The sequence below is a fragment of the Gordonia sp. UBA7860 genome (genome assembly GCF_002500165.1).
Lineage (GTDB): Bacteria > Actinomycetota > Actinomycetes > Mycobacteriales > Mycobacteriaceae > Gordonia > Gordonia sputi.
Genome location: NZ_DLSO01000148.1, coordinates 1 through 22,519, shown reverse-complemented (window position 1 = coordinate 22,519; position 22,519 = coordinate 1). Strand labels below are relative to the sequence as shown.

Here is a 22,519-nt window from a genome sequence, read left to right as displayed (position 1 = left end):
AAGAAGTCGCAGCCGCATCGGGAGTAGGGGTAGCCACGTCAGAAGCAGTCACGGTCGAGTGGGTCTGGGCCGCGACAAGCGTCGCCATGTCGGCGCTCACGGTCTTCGGGGGCACCGGCGTGATGGCCTTGCGGATGTCCTCCTGAATGCGCTGAAGCACCCAGCCCGTGCCCGGAATGATGGTGGCGCGGTTGCCATCTGCGTCCTTGCCGAAGAGCTGCAGCCCGCCACCGAGCAAGCCGCCGCTGACGACACGCAGCCCGTTGACGCCCACCAGTCCGCCGACGCTCGGTCCGTAGCCGCCGTGCAAGAAGCCGTCGAGCGTGATGGCAGGCGCCTGGACGAGTGCTGTCAGCGCGCCTTCGAGGTCGTTGGTGCCCAGGGCGTCGATCACGTTCTGCACGCCCCGACCGAAGCCGCCGATCCCGCCTGCGACGGGGCTGATGATCCCCATCCCGATGTAGGCGAAGTCGGAGCCGATGACGTTGTTCACCTTGATGGCGTTGCTGATCGGTGTCGAGATGGCAGCGGCGATGTCGGCGTTCGGGATCGCACCCGCGGCGATGAGGCCGGCGTTCAGCGGAACGTTGAGCAGCTTGACGAGTGTCGGGACCACGCCGCCTGCCTTGGTCGGCTTGATCACGGAGTACACCGGTGTGACCACGGCGAGCAGCAGGTTGTTCATCGCGCCTTCGATGTCGCCGGACGAGAGCGACGTCGAGACGGCTTCGAGCAGCTTGGGGAGCTGATCGGAGAGTGCCGCGGTGACGTTGGCTTCGATGCCCGCGGAGTCCAGGCCGTCGAGTGCGGCCTGGATCTGGGTCCAGATCGGCGAGAAGTCGGCTGCCTTGCCCGCTTTCCACTCTCCGGCGACAGCACCGTTGATGATGCCGTTGACCAGCGCGGTCTGGTTCGCCAGGAGCTGGTTGAGGATCGGGTACTCGGTCTTCGACGCCGTCTTCTTCAGCTTCTCGATGGCAGTCTGCGCCTTGGTGAGCACCTGCTGGTAGATCGCCAGCGGATCGGTGTCGGTAGCGGAAGGTGTTGCAGCAGAAGATGTTGCGGCGAGTGGTGCCGCCATGGCTGCGGTGGCCGCTACAGCAGCGTCCTGCGTCACAGTGGTGGGCGTGGCGGCGGCATACGTGGCTGCCTGGCTCATTGAGGGGACGGCCCCGATCACCGCGGCACTCGCCACGGAGAACCCGGCAAGGGCCATCATGCTCGCCCGCGGGCGAACGGCAGCGTTCATCATTGTCACTCCTAGAAACCGGTGGCGAGCAGTCATGAGTAGTCGGGGTCCCCAGGTGGACCCCGGAGGTGGACACCGTCGCCACTCGCCGGCGTGCACCGCCGATGACTGTGCACGCAGGATCGACAAAAGAGACAAATCGTCGCAACGGCGTGGACAAATGACTCAGCTTGCGAGGTGCGTCATATCTCGCATCAGGTGTGTGATAGATCGCAGCACGCTCAGGGCTCCCGCCTTGTCGAGCGGTTCATTGCCGTTGCCGCACTTCGGTGACTGCACGCACGACGGGCATCCCAGCTCACAGCCGCACTCGGAGATGGCGTCCGCGGTCGCCGCGATCCACGTCGCGAACTGCGCGTACCCACGCTCGGCGAAGCCGGCGCCGCCGAGATAGCCGTCGTAGACGAAGACGGTCGGAAGCCCGGTGTCGGGGTGCAGGTTGGTCGAGAGTCCTCCGATGTCCCACCGGTCGCACGTCGCGACGAGGGGCAGCATGCCGATCGCCGCGTGCTCAGCGGCGTGCAGGGCACCGGGCAGGCGAGTGGCGTCGATACCCACCTCGGCCAGCGACTCCGGAGTCAGTGTGTACATGACCGCACGCGTGTGCAGTGTCTGACGCGGCATGTCGAGTTCGACGGCGTCGAGCACTTCGCCCGACGGGAGTGATCGAAGATATCCGACGACCTGATGGCTGACGTCGACGTCGACGAACGCCACAGACAGCGGTCCGTAGGTGTTCGACGAGACGACCGACGTCACCGATACGTCTGTGGTCTCACGCGCCGACGTGGTCCAATCCGGTTCCTCGGGATGAGCCAGCGCGAGGCCCTCGTCGAGATCGAGTTCGTCGACGACGTAGCTCTCGCCCTGGTGGATGTGTACCGCTCCGGGATGCACAGTTGCGGGTGCGCGACCGGCGTCGACGGTCCCGAGAAGTTCCGACGTCGTCGCGTCGACGATGAGCACCTGTCCGCCGATTCCGCCGCGAATGTCTATGTCGCCGTGGGGTTCTACGCCCGCGGCCGGATACCAGCCCGCCTTCCGTTTGCGGAGGAGACCGTCAGCGGCGAGTTGCTGCACGGCGCCGCGCGCACCCCAGCGCTCGATCTCGTTGTCCCCCAACGGGTACTCGGTTGCCGCGCACAGCAGGTGCGGCGCGAGGATGTACGGGTTGGTCGGATCGATGACCGGCGCCTCGACAGGCGTGGCGAGTAGTGCGTCGGGATGGTGGACCAGATAGGTGTCGAGCGGGTCGTCGCGTGCGATCAGTACGACGAGCGCATCGCCGGATTCGCGTTGGCGCCCAGCACGTCCCGCCTGCTGCCAGAACGAGGCGATGGTTCCGGGGTAGCCCGCGATGATCACCGCGTCGAGTCCGGTGATGTCGACGCCGAGTTCGAGTGCGTTGGTCGTCGTCACCCCGACGAGCCTGCCGTCGGAGATGGCGGCCTCGAGTCGACGACGATCGTCGGCGAGATACCCCGCGCGATACGCGGCCACCTTGTCGACGAGGTCGGGAGCGCTGTGCGACAACAGATCACGAGCTCGCAGTGCCGCGATCTCGACGCCGCGTCTGCTGCGTCCGAAACACAGTGTGCGAGCGCCCTCGATTACGAAGTCGGCCAAGAGACGGGACGCCTCTGCATCTGCGGATCGTCGTACCGGAGCATCGTTCTCGCCGGTTACGCCCGGCACGAAATCGGGTTCCCATAGGGCGACGGTCCGCTCGCCACGCGGCGACCCGTCGTGTGTGACCCCGACCGCGGGTTCGCCGATGAGTCGTTCGAGCGCGGCGGCGGGATCGGCGACTGTCGCACTGGCCGCGATCACCGTCGGCTCAGAACCGCACGCACGTGCCAGACGCAACAGTCGACGCAGCACCATCGCGGTGTTGGAGCCGAACACCCCACGGTAGTGGTGACATTCGTCGACGACGATGTATCGCAGGTGCGCGAAGAATTGTCGCCATTGGCCGCGCGACGGTCCGCCGGCGTGTGTGCCAGGCGTGGCCACACCGGTGAGTATTCCCAAATGCAACATGTCGGGATTGGTGAAGATCCACCGCGAATGTGCTCGAGCCCACTGTCGGATCTCGGAATCGGTGTCGCCGTCGTACGCGCACGGCTGGAGGTGAGAAAAGTCGCGGCGCCCGGAGATGATCGATGTGAGCGCCTTGAGTTGATCGGCACCTAGAGCTTTAGTCGGGCTGAGATACAGTGCGGTCGAGTGTGGTTCGGCGAGAAGCGTCGTCAGAATTGGCATTTGGTACGACAACGATTTGCCAGATGCGGTTCCGGTGGCAATCGATACATGTCGGCCTGCGAATGCGTGGTCGGCGGCCTCTGTCTGATGAATCCACGGTCGTTCGATTCCACTATCGACGAGAGCGGCACGGACCTCGTTCGAAATCCATCCGGGCCAGGACGCGAAAGTTGCTGAGCGGGAATCGATTACCGAGAGATGAGTTACCGGACTGGAGTCCGGATCTGTTCCGGCCAGTGAGCGACGAAGAAGTTCGGTGCCGAACGTGGAGTCGTGCATAGACGAAATGTCGTGGTGACCGGGCGATCTCGGCGCGCGAGGCCCCAATCGGTGCGAGTGCGTGATTATGTCCTATAGCCAGCAGGTTTTCCTTGCATACGATGTTACCTTTCGGTCTCGAACGTCGAAAAATCGGGTGGTTTTGGCTCAGAGTGATTGCGACGACTATCCAAGTCGCCTCGAACATGATTGACTGAGTTCGGCCGCAGCTCCCGGGCGGCCATCGCTGATTGCGGTGATCGCGCGGGATCGGGTTGCAGCCGTGGTACTGAAGTTGTCAGGGGAGAATGGTGTTCGTCCACGAACTCTCCCATCGGCGTTCTCCGAGGTATGGCGGTACGACCGGCCGCGACACGTGACCAGCGTGTCGGGACAGTTTGAATGTATGTAAAGGATTGCAGGAATGGCACAGGGGACTGTGAAGTGGTTCAACGCGGAGAAGGGCTTCGGCTTTATTGCTCCCGATGAGGGCAATGACGACGTGTTCGTCCACTACTCGGAGATCCAGGGCAACGGCTTCCGTACCCTCGAGGAGAACCAGCGCGTGGAGTTCGAGGTCGGACAGGGCACCAAGGGTCCGCAGGCGACCGGCGTCCGCGCCGTCTGAGACTTCGGCTCAACAGACGAGCTTGATAGATGCAACGCTCCCGTCCTCTTTCGAGGGCGGGAGCGTTCGTCTGTCAGCCTTCCTGTGCCGCCGACGCCAATCGGTGACCCCGCATTCGACGTCCCTGTGTTCGACGTCCCCCTGTTCGACGTCCCAGTAGGCAAGGCACCAGTATTGTCTGGTGCGTGGGCCAATTGGCGTTTTTCTCCGCCGAACTCGACGAGCCGTCGCTCGACGACCTCGGCGGCCTTCTTGCAGCGCACGGACAATCGTCGCGCGTCGCAGGTAGTGGGTCGGGTGCGGGTGGTACGCGCGTATCGATCGTGCTGACCGCGCCGTGGCGCGCGGCGGCCGTGGTCGAGGAGATGAAGGCCTGCGGCGTCGACACCGAGCTCACAGAGTCCGACGAGGGCAATCCGCTCGCACGCAGCGCACTCACACCGTTGCTCGACGCCCTGCACGCCACCTGGTCGCGCGGCGCGGTCAAGGCTGTTCCCGCAGGCTGGGTTCCTGGTCCTCGTGCGCTGCGACTCTGGACGATCGCCGCGGGATCGTCGGATGCCGGGCACTACCAGCTCGGACTCGATCCACATGCGCCCGATACCCATGCACAACTCGCGACTGCGCTGATGCGGACCGGGATTGCACCTACTCTTGTTGGCACGCGAATCCATTCGCCCGCACTGCGGATCTCGGGTCGTCGTCGACTCGCTCGTCTCTGCGAGTATGTCGGCGAGGCGCCGCACTTCGCGGGAGCACGTGCGGACTGGCCGGACGTCAGCGACTGACGAACGACACAGTTCGTTTCGCGCTCGGCATATTCAGCGTTGACCAGGCGTTATGGGCGGCAGTGTCGTCGAATTGCGTGGTGGATACCCGCCCATCGTGAATTCGGATGTGCAAATGGCGCTATACATAAGGTACAAACCTCAAACGAGACGAGACCCCATCCGTCAGCCAACCGGCACGCGGCGGGCGGGTCCAAACCGAAGGACACCCGTTGGCCGAGACCAGCACCACCGCGCCCGCAAAAGGAGAAGCGATCCGACGACTGGTGATCGTCGAGTCGCCGACCAAGGCGCGCAAGATCGCGGGGTATCTGGGGGGCAACTACGTTGTGGAGTCGTCGCGCGGTCACATTCGTGACCTGCCGCGCGGCGCCGCCGACGTTCCGGCGAAGTACAAGGGCCAGCCCTGGGCGCGGCTCGGTGTCAACGTCGACGACAACTTCGAGCCGCTGTACGTCGTCTCGGCAGACAAGAAGTCGACGGTCTCCGAGCTGAAGTCGTTGATGAAGGACGTCGACGAGCTCTACCTCGCGACGGACGGCGACCGCGAGGGTGAGGCCATCGCCTGGCATCTGCTCGAGACACTCAAGCCGAAGATCCCGGTCAAGCGCATGGTGTTCCACGAGATCACCGAGCCTGCGATCCGCGCAGCGGCCGAGAACCCGCGCGACCTCGATATCGACCTCGTCGACGCTCAGGAAACCCGACGCATCCTCGACCGCCTCTACGGCTACGAGGTCTCGCCCGTGCTGTGGAAGAAGGTCATGCCGAAGTTGTCGGCGGGCCGTGTGCAGTCGGTGGCGACGCGGATCATCGTCGAACGTGAACGTGAGCGCATGGCATTCGTGTCGGCCGAGTACTGGGACGTCGACGCCACGCTCGACGCAGGTGAGTCGACGACCCCGCGCACCTTCTCGTCGCGGTTGGTGTCGGTCGACGACGCGCGGGTCGCCGCCGGTCGTGACTTCGATTCACGCGGCAACCTGAAGCGAGCCGACGGCGTCGTCGTACTTGATCGGGAACGGGCGACGGCCCTGGCCACAGCCCTCGACGGTGCCGACATGACGGTCACCTCGGTGGAGGAGAAGCCCTACACACGTAAGCCGTATGCGCCGTTCATGACATCGACGCTGCAGCAGGAGGCCGGCCGCAAGCTGCGGTTCACCTCCGATCGCACGATGCGCATCGCGCAGCGGCTGTACGAAAACGGCTACATCACCTACATGCGTACCGACTCGACGACGCTGAGTGAGTCGGCGATCAACGCTGCGCGGGCACAGGCTCGTGATCTGTACGGTGCCGACTTCGTTCATGCCACGCCGCGTCAGTACACCCGCAAGGTCAAGAACGCGCAGGAGGCGCACGAGGCGATCCGCCCTTCGGGCGAGACGTTCCGGACTCCCGGCCAGGTGGCCGGTCAGCTCGAAGCCGACGAATTCCGACTGTACGAGTTGATCTGGCAGCGGACCGTCGCGTCGCAGATGGCCGACGCGCGCGGCACCACGCTGAGCCTGCGCATCGCCGGCACCGCGAGCGGACAGGGCGGCAACGGTGAACGCTGCACGTTCGCGGCATCGGGTCGGACCATCACGTTCCCTGGCTTCCTGTCGGCGTACGTCGAGACGGTCGACGAGCAGGCCGGCGGCCAGGCCGACAACGCCGAGACGCGGCTGCCGCAGCTCACCGAGGGGCAGCACCTCACCGCCACGGACCTCGAGGCCGACGGTCACTCGACCAACCCGCCCGCGCGCTACACCGAGGCATCGCTGGTCAAGGTGCTCGAAGAGTTGGGTATCGGTAGGCCGTCGACCTACGCGTCGATCATCGGGACCATCCAGGACCGCGGCTACGTGGTGAAGAAGGGCAGCGCGCTCGTCCCGTCGTGGATCGCGTTCGCGGTCGTCGGATTGATGGAGGCGTACTTCGAGAACCTCGTCGACTACGACTTCACGGCGTCGCTCGAAGACGATCTCGACCAGATCGCCAACGGCAACGAGAACCGCACCCGCTGGCTGACCGAGTTCTACTTCGGCGACAAGGCGGCCGACGATTCGTCGAGCGGTGATCAGGGTGAAGTGCCCGAGATCGCAGGCTCCGACATTGCCAAGCACGGCGGATTGAAGAAGCTCGTCGGGGTGAACCTCGAGGAGATCGACGCTCGCGAGGTCAACTCGATCAAGCTGTTCGACGACGAGCAGGGCCGCCCGGTCTATGTGCGTGTCGGCCGGTTCGGGCCGTACCTCGAACGCAATGTTGCGACGTCGCCCGACGCGGAACCGGATCTGCAGCGCGCCAATCTACCTGCGGATATGACTCCCGACGAGTTGACGCTCGAGGTGGCCGAGAAGCTGTTCTCGACGCCGCAGGAGGGTCGCTCGCTCGGCGTCGACCCGGTCAGCGGGCACGAGATCGTCGCGAAGGAAGGACGATTCGGGCCGTACGTCACCGAGATCCTGCCGTCCGACGACGACGAGGACGGCTCGGATGGCGGCGCTGCCCCGTCCACGATCCCCGCAGGTCCGACCCCTCGTGATGGTGGCGAGGGTGGTGTGGTGCCGCTCGACGACGCGCCCGCGGGCGGTGGCACGGCCACCAAGACGGTCGCAAAGAAGACGGCCAAGAAGGCTGCGAAGAAGGCCGGACCCAAGCCGCGGACGGGTTCGCTGTTCAAGTCGATGGACATCTCGACGGTCACGCTCGACGACGCGCTCAAACTGCTCTCGCTTCCGCGGGTCGTCGGCGCCGACCCGGAGTCCGGCGACGAGATCACCGCGCAGAACGGCCGTTACGGCCCGTATCTGAAGAAGGGCACCGACTCGCGGTCGCTGGCCAACGAAGACCAGATCTTCGGGATCACGCTCGACGAGGCGCTCAAGATCTACGCCGAGCCCAAGCGTCGGGGTCGGCAGGCCGCAGCGCCCCCGCTGCGCGATCTCGAGAAGAACGACGAGGTCAGCGACAAGCCGATGGTGATCAAAGACGGCCGCTTCGGCCCGTACGTCACCGACGGCGAGACCAACGCCAGCCTGCGCAAGGGCGACGACGTCGCGACCATCACCCCCGAGCGGGCGATGGAACTCCTCGCCGACCGCCGCGCCCGCGGCCCGGCGAAGAAGGCCACGAAGAAGAAGGCCACCGCGAAGAAGACGCCGGCGAAGAAGACCGCAACCAAGACGGCCGCGAAGAAGACCGCGGCCAAGAAGACTGCGGCCAAGAAGACGACCGCCAAGAAGACGACGGCGAAGAAGACCGCCGCAAAGAAGAGCGCGCCGCCGGCCGAGGAGTGATCTCGACAAGCTCGATCAGCGGTGCATTTCCGCTGTTTGAGCAGGCCGCGAGCGTAGCGAGCTGCCGTGTCGAAACCACCGCCACCACCTAGCGTCGATACGGCGACAGGTGCGGGCGGGCGAGCAGTGTCTCGATGCCGCGGCCGCGCAGCTCGACGCCTTCGCCGATGTCCCAGTTCTTCGCCTCCTCGCTGGAGGCGAGGAACACCGCGCGGGCCGAGCCCAGCACGCGGGTCGGTTCGTCCTTGGCCAGTTCGGTGAGCCGGGCTGCCTCGTTGACCGGGTCGCCGATCACCGTGTACTCCAGCCGCTGCTCCGAGCCGATGTGCCCGGCGATGGCCTTGCCCGCGGAGACCCCGATACCGATGTCGGTGTCGCCGAGTGTCTCCCACAACTCCTGGCGCATCTCCCGCGCCGCGGCGAGTGCCTGACCGGCGAAGTCGTCGAGGTTCAGCGGTGCACCGAAGATGGCGAGCGCGGCGTCGCCCTGGAATTTGTTCACGAATCCACCGTGGCGTCCGACGACGGCCACCACCACCCGGAAGAACTCGTTCAGCAGGTCGACGACCTCTCGTGGTGGCCGATTCACGGCCAGCCGCGTCGATCCGACGATGTCGACGAACAGCACGCCGACGTAGCGTTCCTCGCCGCCGAGTTCTGTTCCGGTCTCGATGGCCTTGCGCGCGACGTCCTCGCCGACGTACCGGCCGAACAGGTTGCGCAACTGCTGCCGCTCACGCAGGTCGGCGACCATGTCGTTGAAGCCCGCCTGCAGAAGTCCCAGGTCGGAACCGTCGTAGATCTTGACGGCGGTGTTCAGGTCACCTTCACTCACTCGGGTCTGGGCGGCGCGGAGTTGCTTGATGGGGTCGTTGATGGCGCGTACGACGCGCACGATGGCCAGCAGACTGAACGCCAGTGACGCCAAACACATCCACAGGATGGGGCGTAGCAATCCGACAGCGTCGGTCTCGATGAAGTGAATGCGCTGCAGCAGGATCAGGCCGACGATCACGACCATCGGCGCGACGACGCTGATCACCCAGAAGACGGCGATGCGTGTGGTCACGCCCGGCGCGATCGCGTCGTCCGGGTTGTTGGCCATCGCGGCGACGGTGATGGGGCGCAGCACCTTCTCGGACTGGAGGAAGCTGAGCACGCAGGTCACGAGTGCGCCGATCGCGCTGGCGACGGCAACGATGAACGCATCCTTGTGTGAGACGGTCAGGTTGACCGCGGTGAACAGCACACCACCGATGACCCACAGACCCAGATTGACCAGCGACAACGTCACGGGCAGCCGCAGCGCTCGCTTGCGGGCCATGTCGTTGTCGAGTCGAGTTCGACGTCGGTGCCACACGAGCACCGGCAGCGACAGTTTGATGCTCAGCGCGCCGCCCACGATCATCGCCAGGAGGAGATAGGCGAGGAAGATGCCCTGATTGAGTGCGGTGATGTCGTTGAACTTGAACGAATCCTGCGACGGCATACCGAAGCGAAGAAACGCGAAGGTGAACAACGCGCCAACGAGATTTGCGCGCAATAGGTCGAGAGCGAGGATCGGCCACGGCGTGCGCGCCAGCCATCTGGCCAGGTGCAAGCCGTAAGACAGCCTGGATCGACGTTCAACCACGTCCCTTACGGTAGCTGGCTGCTTGCAATTGTTAAACGTTCATCCACAAGCTGGGGTGTCCGAACTGCGGATTACGCTGGCGATGTGACAAATGTCTTCGACCGGCTGACCGGCCAGCGGGCAGTGGCGCAGGAGCTGACCGACGCCGCGACGGCCGCCAGAGTCCTCGCTTCACGCCTCGACGCAGGACCGTCCGCCCCCGCTGCCGCTGACTTCGACGCCGCCGAACACGACGTCGCTGGTGAGCTCGGCGCATCGATCCTGGACGCTGCCGACTTCGACGCCCCAGACTTCGACAGCCCAGACTTCGACAGCCCAGACCTCGACAGCCCAGGCTTCGACGACCCGATCTTCGATGGCCCCACGCCGGCGTCAGTCGTCGTGCCCCGGGCGTCGATGACGCACGCTTGGCTGTTCACCGGGCCGCCCGGAAGCGGTCGATCGGTTGCGGCGACGTGCTTTGCGGCGGCGCTGCAGTGCCAGCATCCCGACGTCGTCGGATGCGGTGAGTGTCGTGCGTGCGTCACGGTCATGGCTCAGACGCATGCCGACGTTCGGCACATCGTGCCGCAGGGGCTGAGTCTCTCCGTCGACTCGATGCGCGAGATCGTGCAGGCTGCCGCGCGGCGGCCGGGTACCGGTCGATGGCAGATCGTCGTCGTCGAAGATGCTGATCGGCTGACCGAGCAGGCGGCCAACGCGCTGCTGAAGGTCGTCGAGGAGCCGCCGTCCCGCACGGTCTTCCTGCTGTGCGCACCGTCTGTCGACCCCGAAGACATCTCCGTCACGCTTCGCTCGCGATGCAGGCATGTCCCGCTAGCAACGCCGACCGTCGCCGACATCGAGCGCGTCCTCGTCGACCGCGACGGCCTCGACGCCGACGCCGCGCGGTGGGCGGCATCGGTCTGCGGCGGGCACATCGGACGTGCCCGCCGCCTTGCCACCGACCCCGAGGCTCGCGAGCAACGCGACAAGGCGCTGGCGCTCGCACGTGCGGCCACCCGTGATTCGACGGCCTATGCGGCCGCAGAGGAATTGGTGAAGTCGGCCGACGCCGCGGCGAAGGCGATCAGTGCCGAACGCGACGAAGCCGAGACCGAGGAGATGAAGACCGCCCTCGGCGCAGGCGGCACCGGTAAGGGCACCGCCCGACCTCCACGCGGAACGGCGGGTGCGCTCAAGGAGCTCGAGAAGCGGCAGAAGTCGCGCGCCACCCGCGTCGGACGCGACACCCTCGACCGTGCACTCGTCGACCTCGCCGCTCTCTACCGCGACGCCCTCGTCGTCTCGATGGGTGCGCAGGTCACGGCGATGCACCCGGACAAGGCCGCCGACATCGCGATTCCGATGGCTGCGTATGCGTCTCCGGAACAGTTGCTCCGCTGTGTCGAAGCCGTCCTGGAATGTCGTGAAGTCCTTGACCAGAACGTGAAGCCGAAGTTCGCCGTCGACGCGATGGTTGCCACCATCGGACAGGTCATGCGCTCGAACTGATCGCCGGAGCGCCACGTGTCGCGCTCGACGCCCGGAGTAACCGCCGGGTAATCACGGTGAAACACAACGCTTCTAGCGTGGCAACCCATGACATCTGCACAGGGGGCGACGTCGCGCGGGTCTGACCGTCCGCCGGGCACCGGCATCGACATCTCCGGCTTGACCAAGACCTTCACCAGCCGGTCGGTGCGCGGGACCAACACGGTCACCGCGCTCTCCGACGTGTCGTTGAAGACCGCGGAGGGTTCGTTCCTGTCGCTGCTCGGCCCGTCCGGATGCGGTAAGTCGACGGTACTGCGCATCCTCGCGGGACTCGAGGAACCGACGTCGGGCACCGCGTTGATGAACGGCCAGTCGCCGACCGAGCTGCAGCGAGATCACTCGTTGGGCATCGCTTTTCAGGATTCTGCCCTGTTGCCGTGGCGGACCGTCGAATCCAACATCAGGTTGCCGCTCCAGGTCGGACGCATGCCGTCCGACGACGCGTTGGTCTCGGACCTGATCGAGCTCGTCGGCCTCACCGGATTCGAGAAGGCCAAGCCTGCCATGCTGTCCGGCGGTATGCGACAACGTGTTTCGATCGCACGGGCACTCGTCGTGCGACCCACCGCGCTGCTGCTCGACGAGCCGTTCGGCGCCCTCGACGACATGACCCGTCAGCGTCTCAACATCGAACTCCTCCGCATCTGGACCGAGAAGCCCGCCACCACACTCATGGTGACCCACGGGATCGCCGAGGCGGTCTTTCTCTCCGACGTCGTCGCGGTGATGAGTCCGCGCCCCGGTCGCGTCGTGGAGATGGTGCCCGTCGATCTGCCCCGACCGCGTGTCCCCGAGATGATGCGCACACCGGAATTCCATGCGCTGCATGACCATCTGTCCGGCTTGCTGTTCGGCGGTAAGGCGGCCGACGGTCCTGCGAAGCACGCCGCATCCGAACCCGACAGGGACGTTCCCGATACAGCCGACGCCGACGCGATCTCCGAGGCCACGAGTGGCTAGCGCCGTGGTGGAACGGACGTCGTCGGCGCGCACGGTCGCAGGCGCCGACCGATGGGCCGCGGGACTCGTCGGCATCGTCGGCGTGCTAGTACTCTGGTCGCTCGCCGGCGCGTTGGAATGGTTCCACGGAACGATCCCGACACCGTGGGCTGTTGTCCAGACCATCGCCGACACGGAATGGAGCTACTACGCCGAGAACTTCTCGTCCACAATCGAATTGGCGTTACGCGGCTTCTTCTGGGGCAATCTGCTCGCGATCCTGCTGGCACTTCTGGTGATCGTGATACCGCCGATCGAGGGCTTGGCCACTCAACTCGCGATCATCTCCTACTGCACACCCATCATCGCCGTGGCGCCGATCATCCAGGTCGCCTTCGCGCAGGTGCAGACGATGATCATCTTTCTCGCGGCCATCTCGGTGTTCTTCACGACGATGATCGGAACGCTCAGCGGGCTGCGTTCTCCGAACAAGGCGAGCCTCGACCTGATCCGCGTCTACGGCGGAGGCCGATGGTCGCAGTTGCGGCGCGTGCGGATCGAGGCTGCACTTCCGAACACGTTGGCCGCCATCAAGATAGCGGCACCGGCTGCGATTCTCGGTGCGGTTCTCGGAGAGTTCCTCGCGATGCCGGACAGGGGCGCCGGTCCTGCGATGATCGTGGCGCAGCAGCGCGGCGACATCCCGCAGGTGTGGGCGATCGCGCTGATCTGTGGTGCCGTCGCCGGCGTCGGGTACGCGATCGTCGCCGTCGTCGCCCGGTTCGCGACGCGGTGGGCCGCAGGTAAGGAGGTGTTCGGATGAGCGCTCCCACAACCGATTCGACGGCCGACGTGGTGGTCGCCGACGCATCGACTCCAGCAGACGGGCTCCCGGAAAGTGTTGCGACAGGCCCGAACATCGGTGCGCTGCTGTGGCAGATCACCAAGTTCCTCGGATCGCTCGTCGCGTCATTCGTGTTGATTCTGGTGATCTGGTGGCTGTTCCTGCTCGCCTTCCCCGACATAGGGCCGATCATCGGACGCACCCCGGTCCAGGTTTTCCAGTATCTGTTCACCGAGCCGGGCGCCGCAGACGCGAGGTCGGAGATCTTCGACAATCTCGCGATCACCCTGACCGACGCCGCAATCGGCTTCGTCGTGGGAATGACCGCTGCGCTACTCGTTGCGGCGCTGTTCGTCGTATCACGGCCTGCCGCACAGACATTCATGCCGATAGCGATGCTCCTTCGCTCGGTGCCGTTGGTCGCGATGACACCGCTGATCACGCTCGTCGTCGGGCGGGGGATCGGGGTGGTCGCCGTGATGGGTGGAATCGTGGTGTTCTTTCCCGCGCTCGTCATGATCATGACCGGCCTGGCGAACGCGCCCACACAGATCAACGACGTGATCGCTGTGTACGGCGGTAATCGATGGACTGCGTTGCGACGCTCCGCAATTCCGTCGGCAGTGCCCTCGTTGTTCAGTGCCGCCAAGATCTCGGTTCCCGGTGCGCTCGTCGGCGCGACCGTCGCCGAATGGCTCGGCACCAACAAGGGACTCGGTGCAACGCTGCAGCAAGCGCTGCCCGCGGCGGCATACAACGAGCTGTGGGCATCGGTGCTCGTCATCACCGTTGCGTCGATCATCCTCTACGCGATCGTCGGCGTCATCGAATCAATTGTCCTGGCCCAGATGGGTATGCAGCAGAACTGAGGCTGCTGATCGTGGCCAGCCCGGTCGGGTGATCCTCGCCCGATCCACCTGAAAGGAAGAAGACCCAATGAGTAATTCCGTGCGTAGCGGCGGACTCGATCGTCGCGCTTTTCTTCGGTACTCGCTCCTTGCGGGAGGTGCCGCGGGTGCACTGGGCGTGTCCGGGGCGCTCGCGGCCTGCAGTAGTGGCAGTAGCTCGTCCGGCGGGGCGTCGTCGGACAATCCCAAGGCGCAGCTCTCGTGGCAGAAGAACATCGAGTTCGCTGGGGAATACTGGGCTTTGGAGAAGGGGTACTACAAGGCGGGCGGTCTCGGCACGCCCGAGCTGATCACCGGTGGCGGCGCCGGTACCGGTGTGGAGACCGGCCTGACGTCGAACAAGGTGTGGATCGGCACCACCGCGCCGCAGCTCACCGCACCGGTGATTCTGCAGGGCGCCAAACTGATGACCGTCGCGGCCACCTACCAGAAGAACCCGTTCTGCATCGTGTCGTCGGCCGAGAAGCCGATCAAGACCCCACAGGACATGGCGGGCAAGAAGATCGGCGTGCAGGCGTCCAACGAGAATGTGTTCAAGGCACTGCTCACCGCCAACGGGATGAAAGAGTCCGACGTCCAGAAGATCTCGGTGCAATACGACCCGACGCCGCTCACCAAGGGCGAGGTCGACGGCTGGGTCGCCTACGTGACCAACGAGCCCATCACGTTGGCCGAGAGCGGTTTTGCCAACACCAATTTCCTCTTCGCCGACTTCGGACTCCCCCTGGTCGCCGAGACACTCGTGGTGAAGCAGGAGACCATCGACAACGAGCGCGACAAGCTCAAGGCGTTCCTGAAGGCCGAGGTGCAGGGTTGGAACGACGCCGTCGCCGATCCTGCGGGTTCGGCGAAGCTCGCCGTCGAGAAGTACGGCAAGGACTTGAATCTGAACCTCGATGAGCAGATCAAGGAAGCGACCGCCCAGAACACGCTCGTCGTGTCGGAGGACACGAAGAAGAACGGTCTGCTGACGATGACCGACGCGCTGATCGCACAGAACATCGAGGCGCTGGGCAAGGCGGGCTACACCCTCAAGCCCGCGCAGATCTTCGACATGTCGCTCATCAACGAGGTCTACAAGGAGAACCCGGATTTGATCAAGGCCTGATCTCCTTCACGACACACCTGCAGGGGCGGCGAACGCGCGATGCGTTCGCCGCCCCTGACATACGTCACCGGATTCGGTGACGAATGGCATGGGTGCTGCTTGGCGCCTGGCGAGATGATCACTGGGACCAGCTATCCGGTGTCCGGCCATCGTTGGCTTGTGTCGCCGGCGCAGGTCATCTCGCGTCTCGTGATTGTGGCGGTTCGCAGTGGTGTTCCTGGCGGTGCCGTGTGGGGTACGCCGACGATCAGGGTCGCGCGGCAAATAGCTCAGCCGACAATGCTCGACGCAGCTTGGCGATCCGCCCGGGGGCGTCGACGGCCACTGCTCCGACCACGCGGTCGCCGTCGGAGTAGAGCACGACGCCGTCGTCGTCCAGGCTCTCGGTGACCGTTCCCGACGGGTCGACCTCGGTGGCGCCGCGAGCCAGTCGGTGGCGGGCGTCGACCCTATGCCGACGACGACCGCGTCGGCCAGGTCATCACGCCCGCACGATCGCTTCCTGCGGCAACGGCGCCGGTGGCCTCGAGTGCCATGATGTACCTCCTGAACACGGGCTGAATTTCTGAACTGTTGTCAGAATCCACGCGTTCTGCATCACAATCACCGTGCTATTCACCCAATATGTGGCGTCGGACTGTGCGATCACACAATCAGGTAGTGGAGGCCAGTGCGACGTCGAGCAGCTCTCGTGCGGGCCCGCGCACGGTGATGTGCGATGTCCACACGGCACGGAGTGGGCGCACCATCGACAACCCGTCGACGTCGATGCGGACGAGGCGTCCGGCCGCGATGTCGTCGGCGATCGACAGTCGCGACAACACAGTCGCCCCGTTCGACGTCAATACCGACGACCTGATTGCGGTGACCGAGCGCAGTTCGATGAGTGGGTCGGCGGCGACGAGTCCGAGCTCCGACAGCGCCTTCTCGTAGGTGATCCGTGTTCCGGAGCCGGGTTCGCGCTGAATCAGCGGCGTCGACGCCAGTTCGTCTGCCGACACCGTGCCCGTGCGTGACCACCGGTGGCCCGGAGCGGCGACTACGTACAGCTCGTCGGTGGCGACGAGCGCGGCGTCGAGATCGGCTGTCTCGCCGGGACTTTCGACGAATCCGAGGTCGGCGTCGCCGGAGCGCACAGTCTCGATCACCTCGGCGGAATTCATGGGGCGCACCGAGATTCGTGCTCCGGTACGCGAGGTGAGCGTGGTGAGCCAGCCCGGTACCAAATACTCGGCGACGGTCATCGACGCTGCGACGACCAGCGTCGCGTGCCGGTTGCCGATCAGTGTGTCGACGCCTGCGACGAACTCGGCTGCCCGCTCGACGAGCGCGTTGGCCCACTCGAGAACCAGACGACCGTTCTCGGTCGGTTCGACACCCGCGGGGGAGCGTACGAAGATCTCGACGCCGAGTTCGTGCTCGACGGCGCGCACACGCGAACTGACGGCTTGCTGGCTGAGTCCGAGATCGCGGGCGGCGGCCCCCATGCTGCCGAGTCTGCCGACCGCTACGACGACCTCCAGCGCGGCGATATCGGGGAGTCGTCGTGCGGGCATGCCGATGACGTTAGGCAACGCCTCGTCTGCTCACAAGCACGGTCTGTGGCCTTGTAGGGTGGTCACTGCGCGGCCTGCAGTGGGGTCGTGCGGTTCGTAGGATTCCCGACCACTGACAAGGGAGCGAGATGTCGGACTTCATCAAGAAGATCAAAGACGACGCGAAGGCCGTCGGTGCCGCCATCGACAACGAGCTGACTGTGCTCGAAGGTGTTCCCGGCTACGACCCGCTGGCCGACGACGATGCCGCGGGAGACGAGAGCGAAAGCGCGGCGGACGAGGCTGAGGCTGACACAGAGAAGTCCTAGGTTTCGTCCTTGGGTTTCGCTGTCGCCGGACCTTAGGCCAACGCTGCGCTCGACTCCCGACGCCGCTGCGGATCGGGGTACGGCACGGCGTCGAGCAGTGCGCGCGTGTACTGCTCGCGCGGTCGGGTCAGCACATCTCGCGCAGACCCGTGTTCGACGACCCGCCCGTTGCGCAGCACGTACACGCGATCAGAAACCTGCTCGACGACGGCGAGATCGTGACTGATGAAGAGCGCCGCGAAGCCCAGTTCGTGCTGTAGTTCTGCGAACAGTTCGAGCACACGTGCCTGCACCGACACGTCCAGCGCGCTGGTCGGTTCGTCGGCGATGAGGAGTTTAGGCCGCACCGACAGTGCCCGCGCCAGCGCGACACGCTGACGCTGACCGCCGGAGAGTTCGTGCGGAAGTCGGTCGCCGAACGAGCGGGGCAGGTGCACGGCGTCGAGCAGCTCGTCGACGCGGGTCGATTGCTCTGCGCGCGTTCCGATGTGCTGGATGTCGAGTGGCTCGCGAATCGACTCCGCGACGGTGAAGCGCGGGTCGAGCGACGCTGTCGGGTCCTGCGGCACGAACGCGATGGTGTGCCGCAGCGAGCGCAACTGTGTGCGGTCGACGGCGTCGAGGTCGTGTCCGTCGACCAGGATCCTGCCGCCACTGAGGTGGGTGAGTCCGCCGATCGACCGGCCGAGAGTTGTCTTGCCCGAACCGGATTCGCCAACAACCCCGACAACCTCTCCGGGATCGACGTGCAGCGAGACGTCGTCGAGTGCGATGACGGGCTTGCGTCCGAAGCCGCCGCGGTGCACCGCGGTGACATGCTCGACGGCGACGATGGGAACGGGTGCTCCCGCATCGGCAGCGTCGTCAATATCGGTGCCGGCGTCGGAATCTGATGCCGCGCCGGCACTCTCGTCGTCCGTGGAGTCGACGGTCGGCAGCTTTGGAACTGCGGCCAGAAGTTGACGGGTGTACGGCTGTGTTGGCCGAGCGAAGATGTCGAAAACAGTTCCCCGCTCGACGACCTCGCCGAGTTGGACGACGACGACGCGGTCGGCGATGTCGGCGACGACACCGAGATTGTGTGTGATGAGTAGGATTCCGGCGTCGATCCTGCCGCGCAGACGCAGCAGCAGGTCAAGGATTTCACGCTGTACCGAGACGTCGAGCGCCGTCGTCGGCTCGTCGGCGAGGAGCAGTGCTGGATCGTTCGCGAGCGCGAGGGCAATCACCACGCGCTGCTTCTGGCCGCCGGAGAGTTGGTGGGGGTAGTAGTCGACCCGCTGCTCCGGGTCGGGGATCTCGACGAGCGACAGCAGTTCGACGGCGCGACGTCGAGCATCGCGTCGCGAGATCGATTGATGTGTCCGCAGCGCCTGGCGCAGTTGCCATCCCACGGTCTGTGCGGGGTTGAGTGCGGTCTGCGGCTCTTGGAAGATCATGGCGACACCGGTGCCGCGGATCGTGTTGAGTTCACGTTCGGAGGCGTTCAACACCTCGACGCCGTCGACCTTGACCGAACCGGTCGCGACCGCGTGCTCGGGGAGCAGGCCGATCGCCGCGCGTGCTGTCATGGTCTTGCCGGAACCGGATTCGCCTACCAGGGCGACGATCTCGCGGCGATTGACGCGCAGGCTGATGTCGGAGACGGCCGGGCGCGGGTAGTCGAAGGTGACCCGAAGGGAGTCGACCTCCAGTGCGGGTGCGGGATCAACTGCTGTGTGGTCGTTCTCTGCAGCGTTGGTCATCTCACTGCCTCCTACTCCGCGAAATGGACTGGGAAATCAGATAGAAACCGAGGACGAGTGCCGTGATCACGATGAGCGGCGCCACCGAGAACCACGGATTGGTCTCCAGGTAGCTGTTCCCGGACGACAGAATGCCGCCGAGGGATGGCGTCGGGGGAGTCACTCCTATGCCGAGGAAGCTCAGTGCCCCTTCGACGAAGACGGCGAGCGATAGCGACAGCGCGAACTGGACGCCGAGTGACTCGATCGAATTGGGCAGTACGTGGCGGCGGAGGACGTAGCTGTTGCGCGCGCCGCTCACACGCGCCGCCTCCACGTAGGGCAGTTCTCTGACGCGCAGCACCGACGTGCGGGCCAGTCGACCGAAGATGGGGATCTCCGCGAGCACGATGACGATGCCGATCGTGGTTGCGCCGGGCGACAGTACGGCGGTCAGGGCGATGCCGAGAACGAGAGCCGGGAAGGCGAGGATGACGTCGAAGGTGCGCTGCGCGATGACATCTGAGATGGGGTGCGACACCGAGAGCACGCCGATCGCGGTACCGAGAAGGGCTCCGATCGGTACGGCGATGAAGATGATCAGCAGATCCACCCGGATGCCGTAGAGCACCCGGGTCGCGACGTCGCGGTTGAGGTCGTCGGTTCCGAACCAGTGGTCGGCACCCGGCGGCAACAGGTACGCGCCGTCGATCTGCTGGTCGGGGCCGTACGACGTCAGCAGTGGTGCGAGCAGCGCGAGCGCGACGATGCCGAGCACCAGGACGCTTCCGACGAGGCCGCTCCCGGTGAAGAGACTGCGCCACAACGGCGTCCGGGTTCGACGTCGCTCCTTGTCGGTGGGCGACTCCGGGATCAGGCCCGGTTCGATATCTGCAGCCGAGGCCCCGGTCGCGGACGTCGAGCCGGACGAGGTGGTGAGTGAGGTCGACATCGGTTACCTGCCAATCAATTCGATGAGTTCAGGCGGATTCGGGGATCGAGCCACGCGTGGAGCACGTCGGCGAGCAGTTGGAGCACGACGAACACCGCGACCGAGAGCAGCACGAGCACCTGCACGAGCGGATAGTCGCGGGCGAAGATGCCCTGCTCGGTCAGGAGGCCGAGTCCCGGCCAACCGAAGATGGCCTCGACGAGGATCGCGCCGCCAAGGAGACCTCCGGTGACCAGCCCGAGCGCGGTCAGGCTCGGTGGTAGCGCATTGCGTAGCGCGCTGTGAATGACGATGTCGCGCTTGGATACTCCGAGTGCCCGTGCGGTGGTCGCATACGGTTGCCGGAGTTCGGTGCGCAGCGCTTCGGTCAAGAAGCGGGCGAGTGTGGCGCCGGCCGGGAGCGCCAGGGCGACGGCGGGCAGCAGGAGGTATTGCGCGGTGATGCCGGGTTGGCTGAAGAGTCCGTCCGGCGGGGTGCCGCCAGCGGGAAGGATGCGCCAGCGGACGCCGAACAGCAGGATCAACAGTGTGCTGACGACGAAGGTCGGAACCGCGATCGCCACTGCATTCACCCCGGTGACCAGGGAATTGACGATGCGGTTGTCGAAGATCGTCGCCGACAGACTCAATGCCAGCGCCAGGAGGACGGCGAGGATCAGCGCGGTGACGGTGAGCAGGATGGTGTGGACGAGTCCGAACGAGACGAGCGAGCTGATCTCGCCACCGACCTGGTAGCTCTTGCCGAGATCGAAGGTGAAAATGCCTGCGATCCAGGAGGCGTACTGTGCGATGAAGCCACGGTCGAGGCCGAGATCGTGGCGTATCGCCGCCAACTGTTCGGGCGTGGCGTCGGGTCCTGCGAGCGCTGATTCCGGTCCACCGGGTATCAATCGGACGATCGCGAAGATCAGCACCGAGGCCACGAACAGCACCAGGATCGCCGTCGGTATGCGGCGCAACAGATATCCGGCCATCAGGAGTTCCGTCCTTGCGTGTTGAGATAGCTCTCGCCGAGGTGAAGTTGGGCACGCCTGTCCCAATCGACATTGCCGACGGCGGGCGACGCCGCGGATTGCTGGAACACCACACCGATCTCGACGAGGAACAGATCGTTCAACCAGATGTCGTCGAGCTGTCGATACGCGGCAAGCGCGGCGGGCGACGTCGGATCGGCCGCGTTCCAGGCCGCGTTGGCGGCCTTCGCGTAGTCGGGGTTGACGTAGTTGGAGGAGTTCTTCGCCGCGTTGAACGGGTACGCCGAGACGGCGAGGGTCGACGGCGTGAACTGTGCAAAGGCGTGCTGCAGCAACCAGATTCCGTCGAACTTGCCGCCGATCAGCTTGGACGACTGCACGGTGTTGTCGTTGGGGCGCAACTCGACCGGGATACCGACGTCCTTGAGGTTCGACTGCACGATCTGGGCGACCACTCGGTCAACTCCCTGGGTGGAGTAGTCGAGAGTGATCGGTGCAACCTGACCGTGTTCGGCGACGAGCTCGCGGGCCCGCTTCACATCGCGCGTGTATGTCGTGTTCTTCGCCGCGTCGTATGCGGGAGACCATTTGGGCCAGGGCAGATTGACGACGTAGCCGCTCTTGCGGAAGACGTCGTCGATGATGCGTTCGCGGTCGATGGCGAACGCGATAGCCTTACGAAGGCGGACGTCGGCCAGAGCGGGATTGGCGACGTTGATTCCCACGTACTCCTGCTGCTCGGCGCCGGTGTAGGTGATGTTGTTGAATCCGTATCGGCGCGTTGCCAATTCCTGGTCGTGGTTGTTGAGTCCGTAGGCGAGGTCGATCTGGCCCGTGCGGAGTCGGGTGTAGAGCGCCTGCTGGTCGGTGATGATGTCGAGGTCGATGGCGTCGAGGTTGGCTCGCGGACCCCAATAGGAGTCGTTGCGTACCAGGCGGACATCCGAATTCGGTTGCCACGACGAGAATCGGAACGGTCCGGTTCCGTTGAACACCTTGCCCGCGCGCAGCCCGTCGAGAGTGTTGCCGTCGATGATCGGTGCAGAGTCGAGCAGGTCGAAGATGTTGCTGAGCGGATGGTCGAAGGTCAGCACCACGCGGTGCGGATTGCTGGTGTCGTAGCCGGTGACTGCTGCGGCGGTCCGCTTGAACTGCGGTGTCCACGGCCCCGCGGTGTACGCCTTCAGTGAGCTCTCGACGTCGGCCGAGGTGAATGCCCGACCATCGTGGTAGCGCACGTCGTCGCGCAGATCGAGTGCGACGGAGCGTCCGTCTGGAGCGAGTTGCCAGCGTGTGGCCAGCGCCGGCCGGACGGTCAGATCGTCGCGCGAGTAGCGGATCAGGGTGTCGAAGACGTTCGACACCACGTGGCCGTTCATGCTGCCGGTGCCGATCTGCAGGAAGGTCTTCGGGCTCAGGTCGTTGAGCACACCGACCCGTAGGGTGCCGCCCTGCGGCGGCTTGTGGCCCGGCGGAAGGGCGGTCGCTGTCGAGTTCTGCTGCTGCGCGACGGCGGAGGTGCACGCGGTGGCCGTGGCCATCGTCAGCAGTGCGACGAGCGCGAG

General features: G+C 65.2%; 17 protein-coding genes. 9 read left to right on the top strand and 8 right to left on the bottom strand.

Features of this window, described 5'->3' with window-relative positions; all coding sequences use genetic code 11:
• The coding region (locus B3T59_RS18910) for a hypothetical protein (protein ID WP_287004766.1) at positions 1 to 1,252 on the bottom strand (1,252 nt) is incomplete at its 3' end.
• 162 nt (positions 1,253 to 1,414) lie between these two features.
• On the bottom strand, positions 1,415 to 3,790 hold the full coding sequence (locus B3T59_RS18905; protein ID WP_287004764.1) for a DEAD/DEAH box helicase: 2,376 nt from the start codon (positions 3,788 to 3,790) through the stop codon (positions 1,415 to 1,417).
• Positions 3,791 to 4,193: 403 nt separating this feature from the next.
• On the opposite strand from B3T59_RS18905, the gene B3T59_RS18900 reads away from it, so the two are divergent.
• The 3 genes from B3T59_RS18900 (at position 4,194) to topA (ending at position 8,472) form a co-directional block, all read left to right on the top strand.
• The gene (locus B3T59_RS18900) at positions 4,194 to 4,397 is read left to right on the top strand and encodes a cold-shock protein (protein ID WP_005171662.1); all 204 of its coding nucleotides are present in this window, start codon (positions 4,194 to 4,196) and stop codon (positions 4,395 to 4,397) included.
• A 185-nt stretch (positions 4,398 to 4,582) separates the two neighbouring features.
• Entirely contained in the window at positions 4,583 to 5,185 is a 603-nt protein-coding gene (locus tag B3T59_RS18895; protein ID WP_064863149.1) for a hypothetical protein, read from the top strand.
• A gap of 212 nt (positions 5,186 to 5,397) precedes the next feature.
• Positions 5,398 to 8,472 (top strand): type I DNA topoisomerase, encoded by a 3,075-nt coding sequence (gene topA, locus B3T59_RS18890; protein ID WP_287004759.1) that lies wholly within the window; start codon positions 5,398 to 5,400, stop codon positions 8,470 to 8,472.
• A gap of 88 nt (positions 8,473 to 8,560) precedes the next feature.
• Here topA and B3T59_RS18885 read toward each other — a convergent pair whose 3' ends face one another.
• Positions 8,561 to 10,105, bottom strand: a complete 1,545-nt coding sequence (locus B3T59_RS18885; protein WP_064863151.1) for an adenylate/guanylate cyclase domain-containing protein — start codon at positions 10,103 to 10,105, stop codon at positions 8,561 to 8,563.
• An 84-nt stretch (positions 10,106 to 10,189) separates the two neighbouring features.
• Between B3T59_RS18885 and B3T59_RS18880 the strand changes: the two genes are divergently transcribed.
• The 5 genes from B3T59_RS18880 to B3T59_RS18860 all read left to right on the top strand — a co-directional run bounded on the left by B3T59_RS18880 (position 10,190) and on the right by B3T59_RS18860 (position 15,440).
• Positions 10,190 to 11,599 carry a DNA polymerase III subunit delta' gene (locus B3T59_RS18880; RefSeq protein WP_287004756.1) on the top strand — a complete coding sequence of 470 codons (1,410 nt, stop codon included), beginning with the start codon at positions 10,190 to 10,192 and terminating at the stop codon, positions 11,597 to 11,599.
• Between the two features lie 87 nt (positions 11,600 to 11,686).
• Positions 11,687 to 12,601: an ABC transporter ATP-binding protein gene (locus B3T59_RS18875; RefSeq protein WP_251722101.1), complete on the top strand. Its 915-nt coding sequence runs from the start codon at positions 11,687 to 11,689 to the stop codon at positions 12,599 to 12,601.
• Positions 12,594 to 13,403 (top strand): ABC transporter permease, encoded by an 810-nt coding sequence (locus B3T59_RS18870; RefSeq protein ID WP_287004753.1) that lies wholly within the window; start codon positions 12,594 to 12,596, stop codon positions 13,401 to 13,403. Before B3T59_RS18875 ends, B3T59_RS18870 begins: the two co-directional genes overlap by 8 nt.
• Positions 13,400 to 14,293 carry an ABC transporter permease gene (locus B3T59_RS18865; protein ID WP_197502319.1) on the top strand — a complete coding sequence of 298 codons (894 nt, stop codon included), beginning with the start codon at positions 13,400 to 13,402 and terminating at the stop codon, positions 14,291 to 14,293. Before B3T59_RS18870 ends, B3T59_RS18865 begins: the two co-directional genes overlap by 4 nt.
• A gap of 67 nt (positions 14,294 to 14,360) precedes the next feature.
• Positions 14,361 to 15,440 carry an ABC transporter substrate-binding protein gene (locus B3T59_RS18860; RefSeq protein ID WP_287004751.1) on the top strand — a complete coding sequence of 360 codons (1,080 nt, stop codon included), beginning with the start codon at positions 14,361 to 14,363 and terminating at the stop codon, positions 15,438 to 15,440.
• 653 nt (positions 15,441 to 16,093) lie between these two features.
• Here B3T59_RS18860 and B3T59_RS18855 read toward each other — a convergent pair.
• On the bottom strand, positions 16,094 to 16,996 hold the full coding sequence (locus B3T59_RS18855) for a LysR family transcriptional regulator (protein ID WP_287004749.1): 903 nt from the start codon (positions 16,994 to 16,996) through the stop codon (positions 16,094 to 16,096).
• A 128-nt stretch (positions 16,997 to 17,124) separates the two neighbouring features.
• Between B3T59_RS18855 and B3T59_RS18850 the strand changes: the two genes are divergently transcribed.
• Positions 17,125 to 17,304, top strand: a complete 180-nt coding sequence (locus B3T59_RS18850; protein WP_287004747.1) for a hypothetical protein — start codon at positions 17,125 to 17,127, stop codon at positions 17,302 to 17,304.
• Positions 17,305 to 17,336: 32 nt separating this feature from the next.
• Here B3T59_RS18850 and B3T59_RS18845 read toward each other — a convergent pair whose 3' ends face one another.
• From B3T59_RS18845 to B3T59_RS18830, 4 genes are all read right to left on the bottom strand, one after another.
• A complete protein-coding gene (locus B3T59_RS18845) occupies positions 17,337 to 19,049 on the bottom strand; it encodes a dipeptide ABC transporter ATP-binding protein (protein WP_287004745.1) in 1,713 nt (570 codons plus the stop codon).
• 1 nt (position 19,050) lies between these two features.
• Positions 19,051 to 19,980, bottom strand: coding sequence for an ABC transporter permease (locus tag B3T59_RS18840; protein WP_287004743.1), 930 nt, complete (start codon positions 19,978 to 19,980; stop codon positions 19,051 to 19,053).
• A 14-nt stretch (positions 19,981 to 19,994) separates the two neighbouring features.
• Positions 19,995 to 20,954, bottom strand: a complete 960-nt coding sequence (locus B3T59_RS18835; protein ID WP_287004741.1) for an ABC transporter permease — start codon at positions 20,952 to 20,954, stop codon at positions 19,995 to 19,997.
• Positions 20,954 to 22,519, bottom strand: a 1,566-nt coding sequence (locus B3T59_RS18830; protein WP_287004740.1) for an ABC transporter substrate-binding protein, incomplete at its 5' end; no start/stop codon positions are given. The genes B3T59_RS18835 and B3T59_RS18830, both read right to left, overlap by 1 nt.